The organism is Streptomyces sp. 3214.6 (assembly GCF_900129855.1).
Lineage (GTDB): Bacteria > Actinomycetota > Actinomycetes > Streptomycetales > Streptomycetaceae > Streptomyces > Streptomyces soliscabiei.
Map to the genome: position 1 here is coordinate 1238890 of NZ_LT670819.1, position 16654 is coordinate 1255543.

13 protein-coding genes are annotated in these 16654 nt (G+C 71.2%); 2 read left to right on the forward strand and 11 right to left on the reverse strand.

Translation table 11 applies throughout. The features are described from left to right. Positions 1-3 precede the first annotated feature (3 nt). From B5557_RS05555 to B5557_RS05595, 9 genes are all read right to left on the reverse strand, one after another. On the reverse strand, positions 4-285 hold the full coding sequence (locus B5557_RS05555) for a PAAR domain-containing protein (RefSeq protein ID WP_079658065.1): 282 nt from the start codon (positions 283-285) through the stop codon (positions 4-6). 67 nt (positions 286-352) lie between these two features. Then, the gene (locus B5557_RS05560; RefSeq protein WP_079658066.1) at positions 353-2224 is read right to left on the reverse strand and encodes a VgrG-related protein; all 1872 of its coding nucleotides are present in this window, start codon (positions 2222-2224) and stop codon (positions 353-355) included. After that, entirely contained in the window at positions 2224-3051 is an 828-nt protein-coding gene (locus B5557_RS05565) for a CIS tube protein (protein WP_079658067.1), read from the reverse strand. Before B5557_RS05565 ends, B5557_RS05560 begins: the two co-directional genes overlap by 1 nt. Further along, entirely contained in the window at positions 3048-3485 is a 438-nt protein-coding gene (locus B5557_RS05570; RefSeq protein WP_079658068.1) for a phage tail protein, read from the reverse strand. The genes B5557_RS05565 and B5557_RS05570 overlap by 4 nt, the downstream gene beginning before the upstream one ends. Positions 3486-3557: 72 nt before the next feature. After that, positions 3558-6542 carry a hypothetical protein gene (locus B5557_RS42560; protein WP_107472556.1) on the reverse strand — a complete coding sequence of 995 codons (2985 nt, stop codon included), beginning with the start codon at positions 6540-6542 and terminating at the stop codon, positions 3558-3560. Between the two features lie 12 nt (positions 6543-6554). Then, positions 6555-6698: a DUF6760 family protein gene (locus tag B5557_RS44155; RefSeq protein WP_099935404.1), complete on the reverse strand. Its 144-nt coding sequence runs from the start codon at positions 6696-6698 to the stop codon at positions 6555-6557. Beyond that, the gene (locus B5557_RS05585; protein WP_079658071.1) at positions 6695-7180 is read right to left on the reverse strand and encodes a hypothetical protein; all 486 of its coding nucleotides are present in this window, start codon (positions 7178-7180) and stop codon (positions 6695-6697) included. The genes B5557_RS44155 and B5557_RS05585 overlap by 4 nt, the downstream gene beginning before the upstream one ends. Continuing rightward, positions 7180-7623 carry a phage tail protein gene (locus B5557_RS05590; protein ID WP_079658072.1) on the reverse strand — a complete coding sequence of 148 codons (444 nt, stop codon included), beginning with the start codon at positions 7621-7623 and terminating at the stop codon, positions 7180-7182. The genes B5557_RS05585 and B5557_RS05590 overlap by 1 nt, the downstream gene beginning before the upstream one ends. Before the next feature lie 107 nt (positions 7624-7730). Next, positions 7731-9305, reverse strand: coding sequence for a phage tail sheath family protein (locus B5557_RS05595; RefSeq protein WP_079658073.1), 1575 nt, complete (start codon positions 9303-9305; stop codon positions 7731-7733). 179 nt (positions 9306-9484) lie between these two features. On the opposite strand from B5557_RS05595, the gene B5557_RS05600 reads away from it, so the two are divergent. Beyond that, entirely contained in the window at positions 9485-13201 is a 3717-nt protein-coding gene (locus tag B5557_RS05600; RefSeq protein ID WP_197697286.1) for a phage tail protein, read from the forward strand. Between the two features lie 13 nt (positions 13202-13214). Further along, complete coding sequence (locus B5557_RS05605; RefSeq protein WP_079658075.1) at positions 13215-13826, forward strand: hypothetical protein; 612 nt, start codon at positions 13215-13217, stop codon at positions 13824-13826. A gap of 43 nt (positions 13827-13869) precedes the next feature. Here B5557_RS05605 and B5557_RS05610 read toward each other — a convergent pair whose 3' ends face one another. Then, positions 13870-15900, reverse strand: coding sequence for an ATP-binding protein (locus tag B5557_RS05610; protein ID WP_443031385.1), 2031 nt, complete (start codon positions 15898-15900; stop codon positions 13870-13872). Between the two features lie 61 nt (positions 15901-15961). Continuing rightward, the gene (locus B5557_RS05615) at positions 15962-16642 is read right to left on the reverse strand and encodes a DUF4255 domain-containing protein (protein WP_079658077.1); all 681 of its coding nucleotides are present in this window, start codon (positions 16640-16642) and stop codon (positions 15962-15964) included. Between the last annotated feature and the right edge of the window lie 12 nt (positions 16643-16654).

Here is a 16654-nt window from a genome sequence, read left to right on the forward strand (position 1 = left end):
CGGTCACCCGCCGATCAGGACGGTCGGGCAGCCCGCAATGATCGGGGCACCGCAGGCGGCGGTGTCACCCATGCGGGCGGCGGGCCTGCCGTTGATCAGGACGGTGGGGCAGCCCGGCGGAATGATCACGGACGGCGGGTGCACTGCGGGCGGCGGGAAGGCGCACGTGTGGGTGGTGCCGACGGTGGCGGCGGGCATGCCGCCGATGAGGACGGTGGGCGCGCCAGGCGGGCCGACCGTCCCGGGGTGGCCGGTGGGATCGCCGACGCGAGCGGCGGGTGGCATTCAGGAGGCTCCTTTTCGTCGGCTTGTCGCTTGTCGTCGTCTCTTGGCGGCGCCATGTGACGGCTCGTCAGTTGATCCGGACCAGGCCCGCGTTGATCGTGCAGGTCGCCCCGCCCTTGATCTCCGTGCGCGCGGTGCCGTTGACCGCGACCTGGCTGCCCTTCACCTCCACTCCCCCGCTCGTCGTGAGCCCGACCTGGCCGTTGCCGCCGTCCACCTGGACGCCTGTCTGCGCGGTGACCTTCACCGACTTGCCGGTCAGTTCGAGGGTGCCGCTGCCCGCGTCCATCAGCGCGCCGTTGCCCGCCTTGACGGTGACCTTCTCCTTGGCGTCGATCTCCACCGTGCCGTCACTGTGCACGATGATCTTGGTGCCCTTGCGGTCGAGGTCGAGGGTGAGCTTGCCGTCGCCGGTGACCATCCGTACGCCCTGCGGCCCGGAGGCGGTGTCGAGCAGTTCGAGCTGGTTGCCGCTGCGGGAGGAGAACGTCCGCCGGTTGACGGCGCCGCTGGTCCCGTCGATCAGGTCGCCGCTCGCCGTGGACGGTTTGTCCTGCCCGTTGAAGAGGCAGCCGAGTACATACGGCCGGTCGAGCCGGCCCTGCTCGAACCCGACCAGGACCTCGTCACCCACCTCCGGGACGAACGCGGAGGTTCCCTTGCCGCCCTTGCCCCCTCCTCCGGAGGTCTGCGCGCACCGGGCCCAGTCGCTGACGTACTCGTCGGACAGCCAGGGGAACTTGACCTTGACGCGGCTGAGTTTGTCCGGGTCCTTGGTGTCGGAGACGAGACCGATGACGACTCCGTCCACCTCGGGGAGCCGGCCCGCCCGGCCCGCGGCGGCGCCGGCCAGCGCCGACAGGGAGCGCTCCTGCTGGCCCGAGACGGTCACCCAGGTCTCGTAGCCGCGCTGTGCGTCGAAGACGTGCCGGGAGGCGGTGACGGTGTACCGGCCGTCGAACGGGGATCCGACCCCGGACAGTGCGACGGCGCCGCCGGCCCGGACCTCGGGATTGCCCTGGATGACCGCCTCCATCTCGGCGAACGACCCGGCGATCCGCTGCGCCAGCGCCTTCGCGACCTGCTCGACGCGGGCCTGCGCGCCGTAGGAGTTGTCGGTGACGAGGTAGTCGGCCTTCCCGAAGGGGCGCGCCGCGTCCGCCGGGCTGATGCCCAGTTGGACCGTGTCCGCGCTGCCGGCCTGCGCCGTGCCGACCAGCGCCTGCTTCGTCTTGGTGTCCCAGCCGCGCACCTGGACCTGGGAGACCTGCTCGGCGGCGGTCACCCCGGCGCGGCAGCGCACCAGGTTCTTCCCGAGTTCCAGCACCAGCGGGTCACGGTCGGCGCGGGCCGAGGAGCCGGGCGCGCCGGATGCCGCGGTGGGCCCGGTGACGTGCAGGGCGCCGTCGATCACATAGACCTGTGCACCGGCGTCCTCGGCCAGGTCGCGGAGGAACTCCCAGTCGGAGACGTTCGCCTGGGCGACGTGTTCGAGGACCGGCCCCGAGACGTCGATGGTCCCCGTCCGGAGCCCGGCGCGCTGGGCGACGCGGCGGCAGATGTCCGCGACGGTCATGTTCTGGTAGGCGGCGACCCGACGGCCCCGGAAGAGCCGGTGCGCCTTGTCCATGCCGCGGACCACGGTGAACGTCCCGGTCTCGTCGAAGTCCAGCTCCAGTGCGGTCACCTCGCCCTTGAGCAGTGGCTTCGGCGAGCCGCCCGCACCGGAGGAGACCAGCAGCCGCGCCTCGGAACCGATCTTGATGCCGGCCTTGTCGAGCAGCACCCGGCTGGGGTCGCGAAACCGCAGGACGAACGTGTCGGGCAGGGTTCGGCTGTCGTCGACGTAGCCCTCCACCAAGGTGTTGGCGAGGTCGGCGGGCAGCCTGGTCCCGCCGATCTCCATGACGAGGATCTTGGCGACGGTGTCGTTGGCCATCAGACGTCCTTCCGGCCGCCGGTCGCCGCGGACCCGTACGCGGCGGGCTCCGCCGCGCCGCCCGGCAGCGTGTCCAGTTCGTCGGCCGACGGGAGCAGCAGTTCCCGCCCCTCCGTCAGCCGCATCGGATCGTCGATGCCATTGGCCTCGGCGATGGCCCGCCAGGCCGCCGCGTCGCCGTACTCGGCCCAGGCGAGGCCCTGCAGGGTGTCGCCGGCGCGGATGCGGTGGACACGGCGGGCGGTGAGCGCCCCCGACGTCGGGTTCTGGCCGGCCGTCTCTCCGCTGATCTCCTCCATCGTCACCTGGCACACCGCGCGGATCGGCGTCCCGGACGTGGTGAACAGCGTGTACTTGACCTGGACCTGGCTGACGTAGCCGGGGAAGCCGGTGATGCCGCCCCAGTGGAAGACCACCCAGGGCGGCGACGACCGCTGCGCCTGCCGGGTCTCGTTGGTCGGCACGCAGCAGGCGAACAGACTCTCCACCGCTTTGACGACACTGGTGTCCTGGGTGTCGCTCGCGTCGAAGAACATCTCCACGGTGAGCTTGCTGGGCTGCGGCCCCTGGTACTCCGGAGGGCCCGCGCTCTTCGCGCCCTTGGCGGGGGTGCGTTTCCAGGACGCGGACTTGCCCAGGCTGAGCTCCTTCGGATTGAACTGGAAGTCGATCCGGCCGCAGGGTCCACCGGGGGTGAGGCTGCCGCCCGAGGGCGGGGTGCGCAGTTCGAGGTAGGCGTGCTCCAGCTTGGGCCGCGCGTCACCGCCCGCGGCCGACGCCGACCTCGCGCCGCCGCCTGCCGCGCTGAACGCCACGGGCCCGCTCATGCTCCGGGCTCCATCATGTAACCGTGGTGCGCGATCTCGATGGTCTCCGTGGCGACCTTGGGCGACTCGGGGTTGAACGTGGGCCCGGTCCAGCGCACCGGCACCACCTCCAGCAGGCCCCAGCGGGCGACCATCACGTCGTCGCCGGTGCGTGCCTCGATGTGCGCGGTCTTGCGGGCGAACCCGGTGGTCATGCTGGCGAACCACTTGGCCACCTTCTGGGTGTCCTTCGTCAGCGGCCGGGACAGTTTGACGTTGGGGTACTTCAGGCGGGTCGGCAACTGCCAGACATGGCCGTTGTTCCCGCCCTCCTCACGGGCTTCGAGCACCACCTCGCAGCCCAGCCCCTCACAGGTGTTGAACGACCCCAGCTCGATCCCGTCGATCGTGACGACGAAGCAGACCGTGACCGCCGGGTCCTGGGTCGTGGACATCCGATGCCCTGCCTTTCTGTCGGTACGGGTGCTCTGTCAGTGCCAGGTGCTCTGTTAGTGCCAGGTGCTCTGTCAGTGCCGGGTGTGGATCAGGGTCCCGGCGCGTTCGCGTTCGATGCGCAGCTCCGCCCTGAGCAGCCTGCTGAGGGGAGCGACCAGGGCTCGGACGAGTTCGTCCGTGACCTTGGGGGCGCCCGACCCAGCGGTCTTTCCCGGGGCGGCGGCCGACGCCGACGGCGCGGCCGCCGATGGAGCGGCCGGCTCGGGCGGGGTCGGCGGGTCGATGGGCGGCTCGCCGGCCGGCGCGCCGTCCTCGGCGCGTTGCACGGCGGGCGCGGTGAACTCCACGGAGCCGTCCGGCATCCACTGGGCCACCCCGGCGGCGACCGCCGCGGCCCCCGCGCTGACGCCGGGCAGCGCGGGAGCCGAGGGGGCCCGTCCCCGGAGGGGTGGGGACGGGAGCGATGGCGTGGCGGAATGGGGTACGGGCGACGGAGCGGCACCTGGCACCGTCGCGAGCCGTTGCAACGGGACCGAGGGGCCGAGGGCGTCCCGATTTTGAAGCGGCCGGGTGGAGGGCTGGAGGAGGCCATCAGGGAGGACAGCGGCACCGGGAGCTGAACCGCCGGGGAATTCCGGGCGCCCGGGGCGGCGGCCTACGTCACCGTAGGACCAGGCAGGCGGGGCGCCATCGACGCGAGCTGTCGCGCCGGCGTCCGTGGCCCGCTGCACGACGCCGCCCGCGTGGCCGGCGGCGGTGGCGGTGCCGGGGTAGGCGCTGCCGCCGCCGGTCGCGGTGTGCCCACCGCGAGGGCCGTCGCTCGAGGTGTCGGCGGACCGAACATGGCCGCCCGAACCGCCGTCCCCAGGGGCGGACGCTCCGCCGCCAACCCGCTCCCATCGGACCGGGACCGCTGCCGCAGGCTCGGAGGCGACCGGCGCCTCGGCGGAGGGCGCCGCTTCCGGCACTGTGTAGAGAGGCAGCGACCGCTGCGCCACCAGTGGGAAGACGGGGCCGCCGCCTTGGGCCACCGGCCCGGCATCCGCCCCCGCCCCCGTCTCGGGCGCCATGCCGGGAAGCGTGGCGGCGTCCGCCGCGTTCACCGCGTCCAGCCGCCGCATCGGCATGGGCGTCGCGGCCGTCACCATCTCCCCCGGTCCGACTGCCTCGACCACCACCGTGTCACTCACCGCGAGCGGTCCGGCGTCACCGAGCAGCGGCGCCGGATCGACCTCCGCGCGCACGGGCGTCCCAGCGGTCGCCGGGGGTGCGGGGGGTGAGCCGCCGGGAACGTCGAGCACATCAAGTCGCTGCACCGCCACCGGTCCCGACGGCGCGGCACCGCCGAAAGAGGCGGCGGGTCCGGAGACGGCATCCGGGCCTGAACCCGGCCCCGCCCCCGGGCCGGTACCCGACCCAATGCCGGCACCCGACCCCGAGCCGGACCCCAACCCAAGACCGGTGCCCAACCCCGGGACCGAGCCCAACCCAAAACCGGCACCCGACCCCGAGCCGGAGCCGGAGCCGGTGCCCAACCCGGGACCGGTGACCAACCCGGGACCGGTGCCCGGGGCGGCCAGCTGATCTGGTTTTACGGGTGCGGCGGCGCCTGCCGCCGTCTCGGGCGAGATCCCTGTGCCGAGGTCCACCGGGTCCGTGGTCAACGGTGGTGTGTCGCCGAGCAGTGGCGCGGTGGCCTCCCCGTCGGACGACGGCACCGCGGGCTCGGCCGGGTCTGCCACCAGGTCCTGCGCCGCCGCCTCATCCGGAGCGGGCGAGACGCTCAGGTCCTCCGGGGCCGCCGGTGTCTCCGGGACCTCCACGGTTCGGGAGACGTATGTGTCGGAGGCGACGGAAGGGGACGCGGCGGCGGACTCCGCCGGTGTCGCCGTCGGGCCCGGGAGGGGAAGGGCGGTGGGCGGCAGCGCGGTGAGCGGCTCACCGAGACCCCGATGCCGCGCACGCGGCGGGACCGCGACGTCACGCTGCACAACGGACTGCACAGCGGGCCGCACGGCAGGCCCGGCGCCGTCCACGCCGCCGATGAGAGGAGCGGTGGGGGCGGTGGGGGCGGTGGGGGCGGTGGGGGCGGTGTCCGGTCCCTGGCCGGCGGCCGTACCGGTGCGCGGCGCGGCGAGCGGGAGCGTGGGCGCGGGTGTGTCCCGTACTGGCGTCGGACGGGCGGTGCCCGACGCTTCGGTTCGCTGGACGACGGTGCCCTCCTCATCCCGCCCCGCAGGCGTGTCGGGAGCGGCGAGCAGTCCGGCGACGGGCTCGTCCGGGGTGACCGGTGTCAGGGGGCCGGGATCCGAGTCCGGCTCGGACGCGGGGACCGGCGTGAGTTCCCGCGCCGGTTCGTCCGGTGGCTCGGCGACGACCAGGGGCCGGGCGGGAGCGGGATCTGCCGGGACGGCGGGCACCCGCATGACCATCGCCGGAGCGGTCGGCGCCGTGTCCCGCGCCGGCGCGGTCGGCAGCACGGCCGTCCGCTGAAGTGACGCCAGGGGAAGCGCCACCGGTGCGCCCGCCCGTACGCCCTCGGACACCGACGTTCCCGGACCCGGGGACGACACCGTCCCCTGGACGGTCGGGCCAACCGTGCCATGGGGGTCGTCCGGCCGGTCACCCGGCCGGCCTGCCCACCCACCGTCCTCGCCCCGCACGGGATTCTGCGCCTCCCGCGATCCGCCGAAGGCGTGTGCCTCCGGCCGTATGCTCGTCCGCTGCACCGGCATCATGGGTTCCGCCAGCCCGTGACCCACGCCGGACGGCGCCCGGGCGCTGACGAGATGGCCGAGCGGGCCGGTCACGGTCGGGTCCTGCCAGGTACCCAGCCGCCCACCGAACCCGCGGGGGTCGGTGACCAGCCCCATGGGGGCGCTCAGGGTCCGCTGCACGGGGGGCGTCGACCGCCACCCGTACGTGACCTGTGCGTCCGGCGTCGCGTCCGGTCCGGGTGGCGTCGTCCCGGCGTCGGCGCGCTCTCGCGTCCCGGGCTCCGTGACGCCGCCCCGCGAGCCTTCACCGTTCCTCGTCAGCCAGGACAGCAGTCCCATCTCGGTGTCCTCTCACCGTCCGTTGAGACGGGCGATCTGCTCGACGTACCGCTGCCGTTCGGGGTGTTCCAGATCGAGCAGCTCTTCGAGCGGCCAGTGGAAGTGATAGGCCAGGTACGCGATCTCCTCGTAAAGGCGCTCGACCGCGTACGTCACGATTCCCCCAGGCGGCCCCCGGCGAGGTCCACCGCGAAGTGTTCCTGGCAGGAAGGGCAGGTGACCGCGGCCCGGGTGTGGCCCTCCGCGTTGATCCGCCGGTAGAAGTCCTGGAGGAAGGCGAGGTCCGAGGCGAACAGGTCTTCCACGAGGCCCGCGTGGACGTCCTCGATGGTGCCGATCCGGGTGATCACCCGGGCGATGAGGACCACCGACAGGTACGCGGAGTTCTCCCGCACCCGGTCGTCCCGCAGCGGGATGAGCTCGTCGCGGGCGGTGGCCAGCCGCATCACACCGTGCCGGTGGACGGTGCCGGAATCGTCGACGTACCCCCGCGGCAGTTCGAAGGCGAACTCGGTGCGGAGCGTGTCACGCCCCGCACCGCTCGCGCTCTCGCCCGGCCCGCCGGTGCGGTCGTGCTCCGGTGCGCCCGGCGACGACTGTGCCGCCGGCCGCGCCGGAGCGGGCGTCCCTCTGCGCATCACTCAACTTCCATGCTCTCGTACGTGATCGAGAGCTTCTCGGTGAGCACCGAGGTGTCGCCCGCCTTGAGGGTGCCGATCTCCAGCGCCTTCGGCCAGGCGTTGATCAACTGGTAGCGCTTGATCGCGCTGCCCTCGTAGTCGTAGACGATGATCGCGCCGTTCTTGCGGGCGTCGCCCATCTTCCCGAAGCGGGACGACTTGATCCACGCCTCGAAGCTGTTGTCCTCGGTCAAACCGCGGGTGACGGTGACCTCGCCGGCCTTGGGGCGGCCCGGCAGCTTCTTGACGGCGTACTTTCCGTCGGTGGTGTTCTGCTTGAGCTCGATGACGTCCTGTTCCATCTTCAAGCCGCTGACCTCGGTGATCTGCTTGATCACCACACCGTCGAACTCCAGCCCGAAGGAGTGGCCGACAGAGCTGTCAAGTTCGGGGAGTGCCATCCCAGCCTCCATAGCTCATCTCGTGTGTGGAGCGGCGGTCTTCCACCGCCCCGGGACCGATCCGCGGCCGACCCACCGTCGTGGGGCCGGGACCCGCATGCGTGCTGTTACTCGTCGACCGATCCCGTGCCGCCCGACAGCTGTGCCAGCCGGAACACCACGAACTCCGCGGGCTTGACCGGAGCGACCCCGACCTCGCAGATGACCTGACCGGCGTCGATGCTCTCGGCGGGGTTGGTCTCCCGGTCGCACTTGACGTAGAAGGCCTCGTCCGGGGTCAGCCCGAACAACGCGCCCTTGCGCCACTCGTTGACCAGGAACGCCGAGATGGTGCGCCTGATTCGTGCCCACAGGGCGTCGTCGTTCGGTTCGAAGACGACCCATTGCGTGCCCGTCAGGATCGACTCCTCGAGGTAGTTGAAGAGCCGGCGGACGTTCAGGTAGCGCCAGGCCGGGTCGGAGGACAGGGTGCGGGCGCCCCACACCCGGATCCCGCGGCCCGGGAAGGAGCGGACGCAGTTGACGCCGATCGGGTTCAGCAGGTCGTGCTCGCCCTTGGTGATCTGCGTCTGGAGGCCGACCGCGCCCCGCAGGACCTCGTTCGCCGGTGCCTTGTGCACACCGCGCGACTCGTCGTTGCGAGCCCATACCCCGGCTATGTGCCCGCTCGGCGGGACGAAGGTGTTACGGCCGACCGACGGGTCGAAGACCTTGATCCAAGGGTAGTAGAGCGTCGCGAACTTCGAATCGAAGCCGGCCGTGTCCATCCGCCAGTTCTTGATCTGCTGCGGCGACAGCCCGGGGGGAGCGTCCAGGATGGCGACCCGGTCGCCCATCAACTCGCAGTGGGCGATCAGGGCCTGCTGCACCGCGATGACGGTCTCGTCGTCGACGATGCCGCGCTGGTGGGCGCTCATCAGGTCGGGCACGGCCACCGTGGTGATCTCGTCGATGGCCTCCAGCCCGCCGAAGCCCGTCCGCTCGTCCGCGTCGCCGATGTAGTCGTCGGCCGACAGCGCGACCGTGCCGGAGCCGGCAGGAGCGGGCGCCGTGCCGGACCCGGCCGCGAGGACGACCGTGCCGGTGTCGGGCTTTGTCGAGGCGGCGGCCCTGCTGACCTCCTCCAGGGCGATGATCTGCGACTTCTCCTTGACCTTGGTGACGACGTTGTCCTTGCCGCGGCGCGCGGACACCGAGGGGTAGGTCTCCTTCTCCTCCCCGTCCACCTTGACCACCAGCTTGAACGCCTCGCTCGGCGGCGCCTCGCCGTCCGCCGCGCCGACCTCGACCGTGATCTCACCGGTGACGGCCGGCAGTGCCCGGACCCGGAATCCGCCGAGCAGCGCCTCGGCTGCGGACTCGCCGCCCGCCGTCCCGCCGGCGGACCCGCTCGGCAGTTCGCCCGCGACGCCACTGCCGCCGTCGCCGATCCGCACGACGTAACAGTTCCCGCCGCCGTTGGCGAAGTAGCCGTACACGGCGGACGCCAGATAGGAACCCTCGACGAAGTCGCCGAACGCTCCCACGTACTGGCTCCAGTTGGTGACCAGTGTCGGTTCGTTCAGGGGCCCTTGTGGGGCGAAGCCGAGAAACGCGGCGACCGAGGTGCCCACTCCCTCGATCGGTCGTGCCCCGGCCTCCACTTCTTCGACGTAGATGCCTGGGGACAGATACGACGGCATACCCACTCCTCCTTGACCTGCGGCCGAAGCAGATTCTGGCTCCGGCCGCGATCACCCGGAACGCGTCGTCGTCCGCGGCGCGGTGCACAGCCCACTGCCCGATGAGGCAGGCCGCCCTTCCCCCGGCCGTACCCGCCCTTCTCGTGTACGAGTAGCCACGAACCCGAACACTTGCGGCCATGAAGGCGGCGCCGGACAAAAGACCCAGCGCAAGGACCAGCGCGGCGCCGGCACGCCCGGCAGCCCCCGCACAGGCACAGGCACAGGCACAGGCACCGGCCCGGCCCACGGCTGAGGGATCCAGCTCACCCACCACCGCGGCCGGGCCGGAGAGCGCCCCGCCGGCGGAACTCACCCCGCAGCAGCTACGTCTGCTGCAGACAGGGGCGGGGAACGCGGCGGTGGCGCGGCTGGTCGTGCAGCGCCAGGCCGCGGCCGCGCCCTCGACGGCTGCCCCGGCTCCGCCGGTCAAACAGCCGCCGTCCGCTTCGCCCGCCTTCCAGGGCCTGAAGTCCGAGGTGCGGGCGAAGAAGACCGCGGCCTCCCGGCACGCTCCCGCCGCCGCGGAGTCGGAGGCCGCGCAGAAGGCCGCCGTCGCCCCGCCGGACGACAAGCAGGCCCAGGGCAAGGCGGCACAGGCCGAGAAGATGAACGCCGCCAAGCCCGGCACCTTCGACAAGGCCGCCTTCATCGCCGCCGTCAACCAGGCCATCACCGCGCAGGCCCCGAAGAACCTCGACGAGGCCGACCACTTCTCCGGGTCCGGCAAGGCGGAGGCCGTCAAGAGTCGGGTCAGTGGGCAGGTCGGCCAGAGCAAAGCCGCCTCCGCCAAGGAGATCGACACCGCCACCAAGGCGGCACCCGACCTGTCCAAGGCCAAGGACAAACCCGTCACCCCGCTCACTCCCGACGCTCCCCCGCCCGTCCCCGGCGCCCCTAACCCGGCGGGCGCGGTCCCGGCCCGGCAACCGGACGCGGTCACCGACTTCTCCGGCGGCCCGCAGCAGATCAACCAGCAGATGGCCGACGCCGAGGTGACGGAGGACCAGCTAGCCAAGAGCAACGAGCCTCAGTTCACTGATGCCCTCGGCGCCAAGAAGGAGGGCGAGAAGCACTCCGCGACGGCGCCGGGGCAGGCTCGCGGCGCCGAGGCCAAGCAGCTGGCCGCCGCCAAGCAGGGCGCGGCGGCCGTCGGCGCCCAGGCCATGACCGGTCTCGCCGCCGCGCGCACCGCCACCGGCAAGCAGGTCGACGGCGGCAAGGGCGCCACCAAGTCCGCCGACGAACGCAGACGCGCCGAGGTCACCGCCCGCCTGCAGAAGGTCTTCGACGGCACGAAGACGGACGTGGAGAGGACCCTCTCCGGTCTGGACAAGCTCGTCGACGAGAGGTTCACGGCCGGCGAGAAGGCCGCGCGGGACGCCTTCATGGCGGACCAGAAACGCCGGATGGACGCCTACAAGGACAAGCGGTACTCCGGCTGGACCGGCAAACTCAAGTGGGTCAAGGACAAGTTCGCGGGCCTGCCCGAGGAGGCCAACCAGCTCTTCCAGGAGTCCCGCAAGCTCTACGTCGCCCAGATGCAGAACGTCATCTCCTCCATCGCCGACGTCATCGGCACCGAACTGGGCAAGGCCAAGGACCGCATCGCGCGCGGACGCGCCGAACTCAAGGCAGAGGTCGACAGACTCCCCGCCGACCTGAAGAAGTTCGGCCAGCAGGCCGCCAAGGACTTCACAGAGAAGTTCGACGGCCTGCAAGCGGACGTCGACGCGAAGTCGGACCAACTCGTCCAGGACCTCGCCCAGAAGTACACCCAGGCGCTGAACGCGGTAGACGACGAGATCAAGAAACTCCAGGAGGAGAACAAGGGCCTGATCGCCAAGGCCAAGGACGCTGTCGTCGGGGTCATCCAGACCATCATCGAACTGAAGAACATGCTGCTGGGCGTTCTGGCGAAGGCCGCCACGGCGGTCATGAACATCATCAAGGACCCCATCGGGTTTCTCCGCAACCTGGTCAACGCCGTCAGCACCGGTCTGCACCGGTTCGTCGGCAACATCGCCGAACACCTCAAAAAGGGCCTGGTCTCCTGGCTGTTGGGCACCGCCGCCAGCGCGGGGCTGTCCCTGCCCGCCAAGTTCGACCTCAAGGGCATCCTCCAGGTCATCGGCGGTCTGCTGGGGCTGACCTGGGCCAACATCCGCGCCCGCATCACCCGCAAGGGCGTCCCCGACCAGGCGGTCACCGCCGCCGAACAGTCCGTCCCCGTGGCGCAGGCCCTCCAACGCGAGGGCCCGGCGGGCGCCGTCGAGCACATCAAGGAGTCCGTCGGCGACCTCAAGTCGACGATCCTCCAGAAGCTCACCTCCTATTTGATCCCCACCGTCATCGTCGCCGGCATCACCTGGATCGTCTCCCTCCTCAACCCGGCCTCGGCCTTCGTCCGCGCCGTCAAGGGCATCATCGACATCGTCACGTTCGTGGTGACCCAGGGCGCCCAGCTCATCGGGTTCGTCAACTCGGTGCTGGACGCGGTCGTCGCCATCGCGAGCGGCGGCGAGGCCGGCGTCCCCGCCCTCATCGAGGGCGCCCTCGCCGCCTCCATCCCCGTCCTCATCGGCTTCCTCGCCGCCCTGCTGGGCGTCGGCAACCTCGCGTCCAAGGTCAAACAGGTCTTCCACGCGGTCGCCAAGCCGGTCAACAAGGCCATCGACAAGATCGTCGATTTCATCGCGAAGACGGCGAAGAAGCTGTGGACGAAACTGAAGAGCAAATCCAGCAAGGACAAGGGGAAGGGGAAGGGAACCGAAAAGCCGGGCGACGCCAAGGGTGTCGACGTACCCCGGCGGCTGGTCGAACCGGCCGAGCTCACCATCGGCCAGGTCAGTCCCGAACTCGCCAAGGAGATCCAGGAAGCGAGCGACGGACAAGCCATACACCAGACCGGTGGCGACCCGAAACAGGTCACCAAGACCCTGCTGACCCAGCACGGTGACGCCGCATACGACAAGACCAGCGGCACACTCACCCTGCCCGCGCTTTCCGGTGGCAGCGCCGGTTCCCTGTCCGCGCTCGGCTCGCAGCTCGCCGGCCAGACCGGCGTCTCGAAGGTCACGCTGGAAAAGCAGGGCGGGAACGCCGAAGTCTGGGGACACATCAATCCGCGGGTGCGACTGGCCAAAATCACCGGTCTGCCGACGGATGAGGCGATCCTGCGCATCGCGGTGACGCAGGTCGGCATCGTGCAGTTCCTCAAGAACATGGCCTCGGGTACTCCTATGACGGTTACTCAAGGGGCGGTGACCGGCACCATGGGCCTGGCGCAACTCGAGGCGGCATGGACGAAACAGGTGAACGTCGACTACCTGAAGAACAAGTTCCGTGGGGCGATGAAGGGGCATCATGAATGGCTGCCGAGCGACTACATTCTCGAGGTGACCCAGCGCGCGTCCAGAGACCTCGTCGCCGGCCCGAAGTGGATAGACCTGCAGCATGAACTCCGCTCCGCGACGTTCCAGGTTGTGTACAGCCCCGCTATGGCGGCACCTCTGATCGTCCAGTACAAGCGCGCCGGAGACGCCACGGAGCGCCCCTACAGCGTCCCGCACGGGCACGTGGGGGCGGTCTACTACCCGCGGCGGTCGGGCCAGGAGAAGACTGAGGGATCAGCCGCGTTCCACAATGAACTCCGCGCTGCGTTCACGGGCGCGACCACCGTCAAGGGGGCCGCGCAGGCAGCGCAGGCGGTTGCCACCAGATGGGTCTGGAACGGATCGGCCATGTCGCCGGAGATCCACCCGCTGTGCGTGGACAAGAATGGCAACCGCGTGACGGCCGCCGGCCAGACCGCCAACGTGGCTGCTATCGAAGCCCTCTTCCGCAAGTTCGTCTGACGGGTGGGAAGACATGACTGAATTCGACTACGAGCGACACCTCGTCAAGGGCGACGCCGACACCGCCCGCTCCTGGGTTGAGTCCTCCGCCCTGCCCGATGACCAGAAGGCCGACCTGCTCACGTTCGTCGCGAACTTCCCCTCGCTCACGTTCGTCAAGGAAGACGATGCCGTCTTCGAGCACTACGCCGAGACGGACGGGGTGGCGCTTCCCGCATGGCTGCGCGAGGTGCGATCGACACTCGCGTTCGTGGATCCACCGGTTCTGCTCCAGGTCGACGACTTCCAGTGGTACAACTCGCCACGATCCGATGACGTGGAAGACATGTGGTATGACCTGCGGTTCGGGTACCACGGTGAGGAACAGCGCGCACTCTTCTCCGACGACGCCCGCATCTATCGGATCGCAGGGTCGTGGGACGGCGAGGAGTCCTATCTGGGTGTCGATCTCCTGAATCCGGAGGACCAGCGGATCTTCGACTTCTCCGGTGCCGATCTGCGTGACAACAAGCTCGCCGGGCGTCCGGTGCGGGGTTCTCTGTACCCCGTTTTCGGCTCCTACGCCGAGTTCCTCGCGCACATCGCCGATGTGCGGCCCCTCGACGACGACCCCGAAGGCGAGTGACGCCTCGGCCGGCGAGGCGTGCCATTGGGCCAGTCAGGTCAGGTCACAGGACCAGCAAGTCGGCGTACGGGCCGAACTCGCTCGCCAGCGTCAGGCGGCCCAGTTTCTGGTACTCGCGTTGGACGGCGTGGATCAGCTGGCGCATGGTCAGCGGAGAGCCCGCGTCGGCGGTGAGGTAGGCGGCGGTGACGGCGATGGAGCGGATGTTGCCGCCGGCGAGTTCGAAGGAGTTCGCGCAGAAGGGGAGATCGAGGTCACCGGCCCCGGGCAGGAGGGGGGCCAGACAGCGGTGCCAGAGGGCGAGGCGCTGGGTGGGGTCGGGGACGGGGAAGTCGACGACGAGGTCGAGGCGGCGGGTGAAGGCGTCGTCGAGGTTGGCGCGGAGGTTGGTGGCGAGGACGGCGAGGCCGTCGAATGACTCCATGCGCTGGAGGAGGTAGGCGCTCTCGACGTTGGCGTAACGGTCGTGGGCGTCCTTGACCTCGGAGCGCTTGCCGAAGATCGCGTCGGCCTCGTCGAAGAGGAGGACGCCGTTCACGCCGGCCGCTTCGGAGAAGATGCGCTCGAGGTTCTTCTCGGTCTCGCCGACGTATTTGTCGATGACCGTGGACAGGTCGACGGTGTAGAGGTCCAGGCCCAGGTCGGCGGCGATGACCTCGGCGGACATGGTCTTGCCGGTGCCGGAGTCGCCCGCGAACAGGGCTACGACGCCTCGGCCACGGGCGCCGCCGGGACGCATCCCCCATTCGCCGAGGACCCGGTCGCGGTGACGGGCGCGGGCCGTGAGTTCGCGGAGCTGGGAGAGGGTGTCGGGAGGGAGGACCAGGTCGTCCCAGCCGACGGCGGGTTCGATGCGGCGGGCGAGGAGGTCGAGTCCGGCGGAATTCTGGGCCCGGGCGCCGCGCCGTACATGCTCGGGGCGCAGTTCGGCGCCGTCCAGGAGCGCGTTCTGGGCGGCGCTTCGGGCTGCCCGGGTGATCTGCTCCGGGGTGAGGAGGAAGGGCGCCAGCAGGTTCGGGACGTTGATGCCGGCGGGCACGGCGGGCCCGTACGCGGCCTGCCACAGCGCGGCTCGTGCGGTCGGCTCGACTCGTGGGGCGCGCAGGAGCAACGGGGGTCGAGTGGACCAGGCGGCGTCCCACGGGGGGTGCCCCACGAGGACGACGGGGACGGGGGCGTCCGTCAACTGCCGTAGCAGCGCGGCCCGTTCGCGGTCGCGGTCCAGGGCGTCGACCGGGGCGCAGACCAGACCGGCGCCGGTCAGCCGGGCTTCGCGTACGGCGGTGCGCACGGCGTCCGCGGGGGCCGGGTCGCGGGCGAGGCGGGCCAGGTCCAGGGCAAGGGCGGGACGCCCGGCGCCGGCGAGAGCGGTCGCGGCGAGGGCCGGGCCGGCGCCGCCCTGGTCCTCGCGCAGATAGGCCAGGGGTACCTCGGCCGCGAGGGCCCGGGCCAGCGGGGCGGCGTCGCCCACCCCGGGCACGGGCGGGGCAGGGGTCAGCAGGTCGGCGACCCGGGGGTCGGGGGTGTCGTCCCCGAGCAGGTGCGCGGCGACCCGGTCCGGTACGCGCAGGGCGCGCCCGAGGAACGGACGGTCCGGGTCCTCGACGGTCAGCAGGCCGCCGCAGAGCAGGGGCGCGGTGGCGCCGAGGCGGGCGCGGGCGGCGGCGTCCGCCGGGGACAGTCCGCACAGTGTCAGGGCCAGGCCGATGGAGGGGCGGCGCCGGGTGACGTCGTCGTTGAGATAGCCGTAGAACGATTCGAAGCGGGCGTCCAGATCGGGCAGGAGGGCGATGAGCAGGATCTCGACGTCGAGGTCGGTCAGGCCCAGGCCGGTCGTGAGGCGGCGCAGGCTGGTGGGCGGGACGGCGGTGTCGGCTCGCGTCTCGGCCTCGGCGTGCCGGGCGGCGTCCGTGCGGTCGGGGGCGGCGGGACGGGGTGGGGTGTTCAGGAGGCGGTCGACGGTGTCGTCGGTGAGGTAGAGGCCCCGGAAGGCGTCGTCGGGGTTGGGGTCGGTCTGTCTGCGGGCGGCGACGGCGCGGCGTACGCGTTCCTCGACGAGGACCACCCGGTCCAGCAGGTGGCGAAGGCTGGGGTTCTCGGCGATGGGATGCTCCTCGCTCCCTGGTTGTCGGTGCTCATTCGCGGACGCGCCGGGACCGTGCCGGGCGCGGGCGGCGCGCCACCGGCTCGTCCGCCGCGTCGGTTCCCCGCGCTCCGGTGGCGCCCTGGTCGGTGTGGCCGGTGTTCTCCAACCCGAGCCGCAGGCCGCCCTCCTCGGTGACCGGCGGCGCCGCCGCGACGGTGCCCGTGCCGACGAGGGGGAGGCTGATCACGAGGTCGAGGGAAGGCTTCAGCTCACCGCCGAGCGCGCTCCACACGTCCGCGAACGCCCGGTCCTCGGGGGGCGGCAGCGCGATCGTCATCGGCACCGACAGGGGAAGCTCGGCCAGTGAGCCGCTCATGTGCTCGGCGGGCATGGCGTCGCTGCTCAGCAGGCACAGCAGGAGGGACGACAACAAGCGGTGTTCGTCCTCGGGGCGCCGGGTCCAGGCGGTGATCAGGTAGGACAGCTTGAAGTACCGGGGCGGGCGGTGCCGGGCGATGACGGTGCCCCGGTCGTCGTACTCGTTGGACAGGCCGCGAGAGCGGCGGCGCATGTCCTCCCGGATGTCGTAGAGGTACAGATTGACGGTGGGGGCGTTGACCTTGGCCGCCCACTCGCGGGTGGGCGCGTCGAACATGACGCTGACCTGGGTGCCGCTCAGGGCGTCGTTGCGTACGAGAGCGCGCAGTGCGTCGTCCACCTCGTGGATCACGTTTCCCCCTTC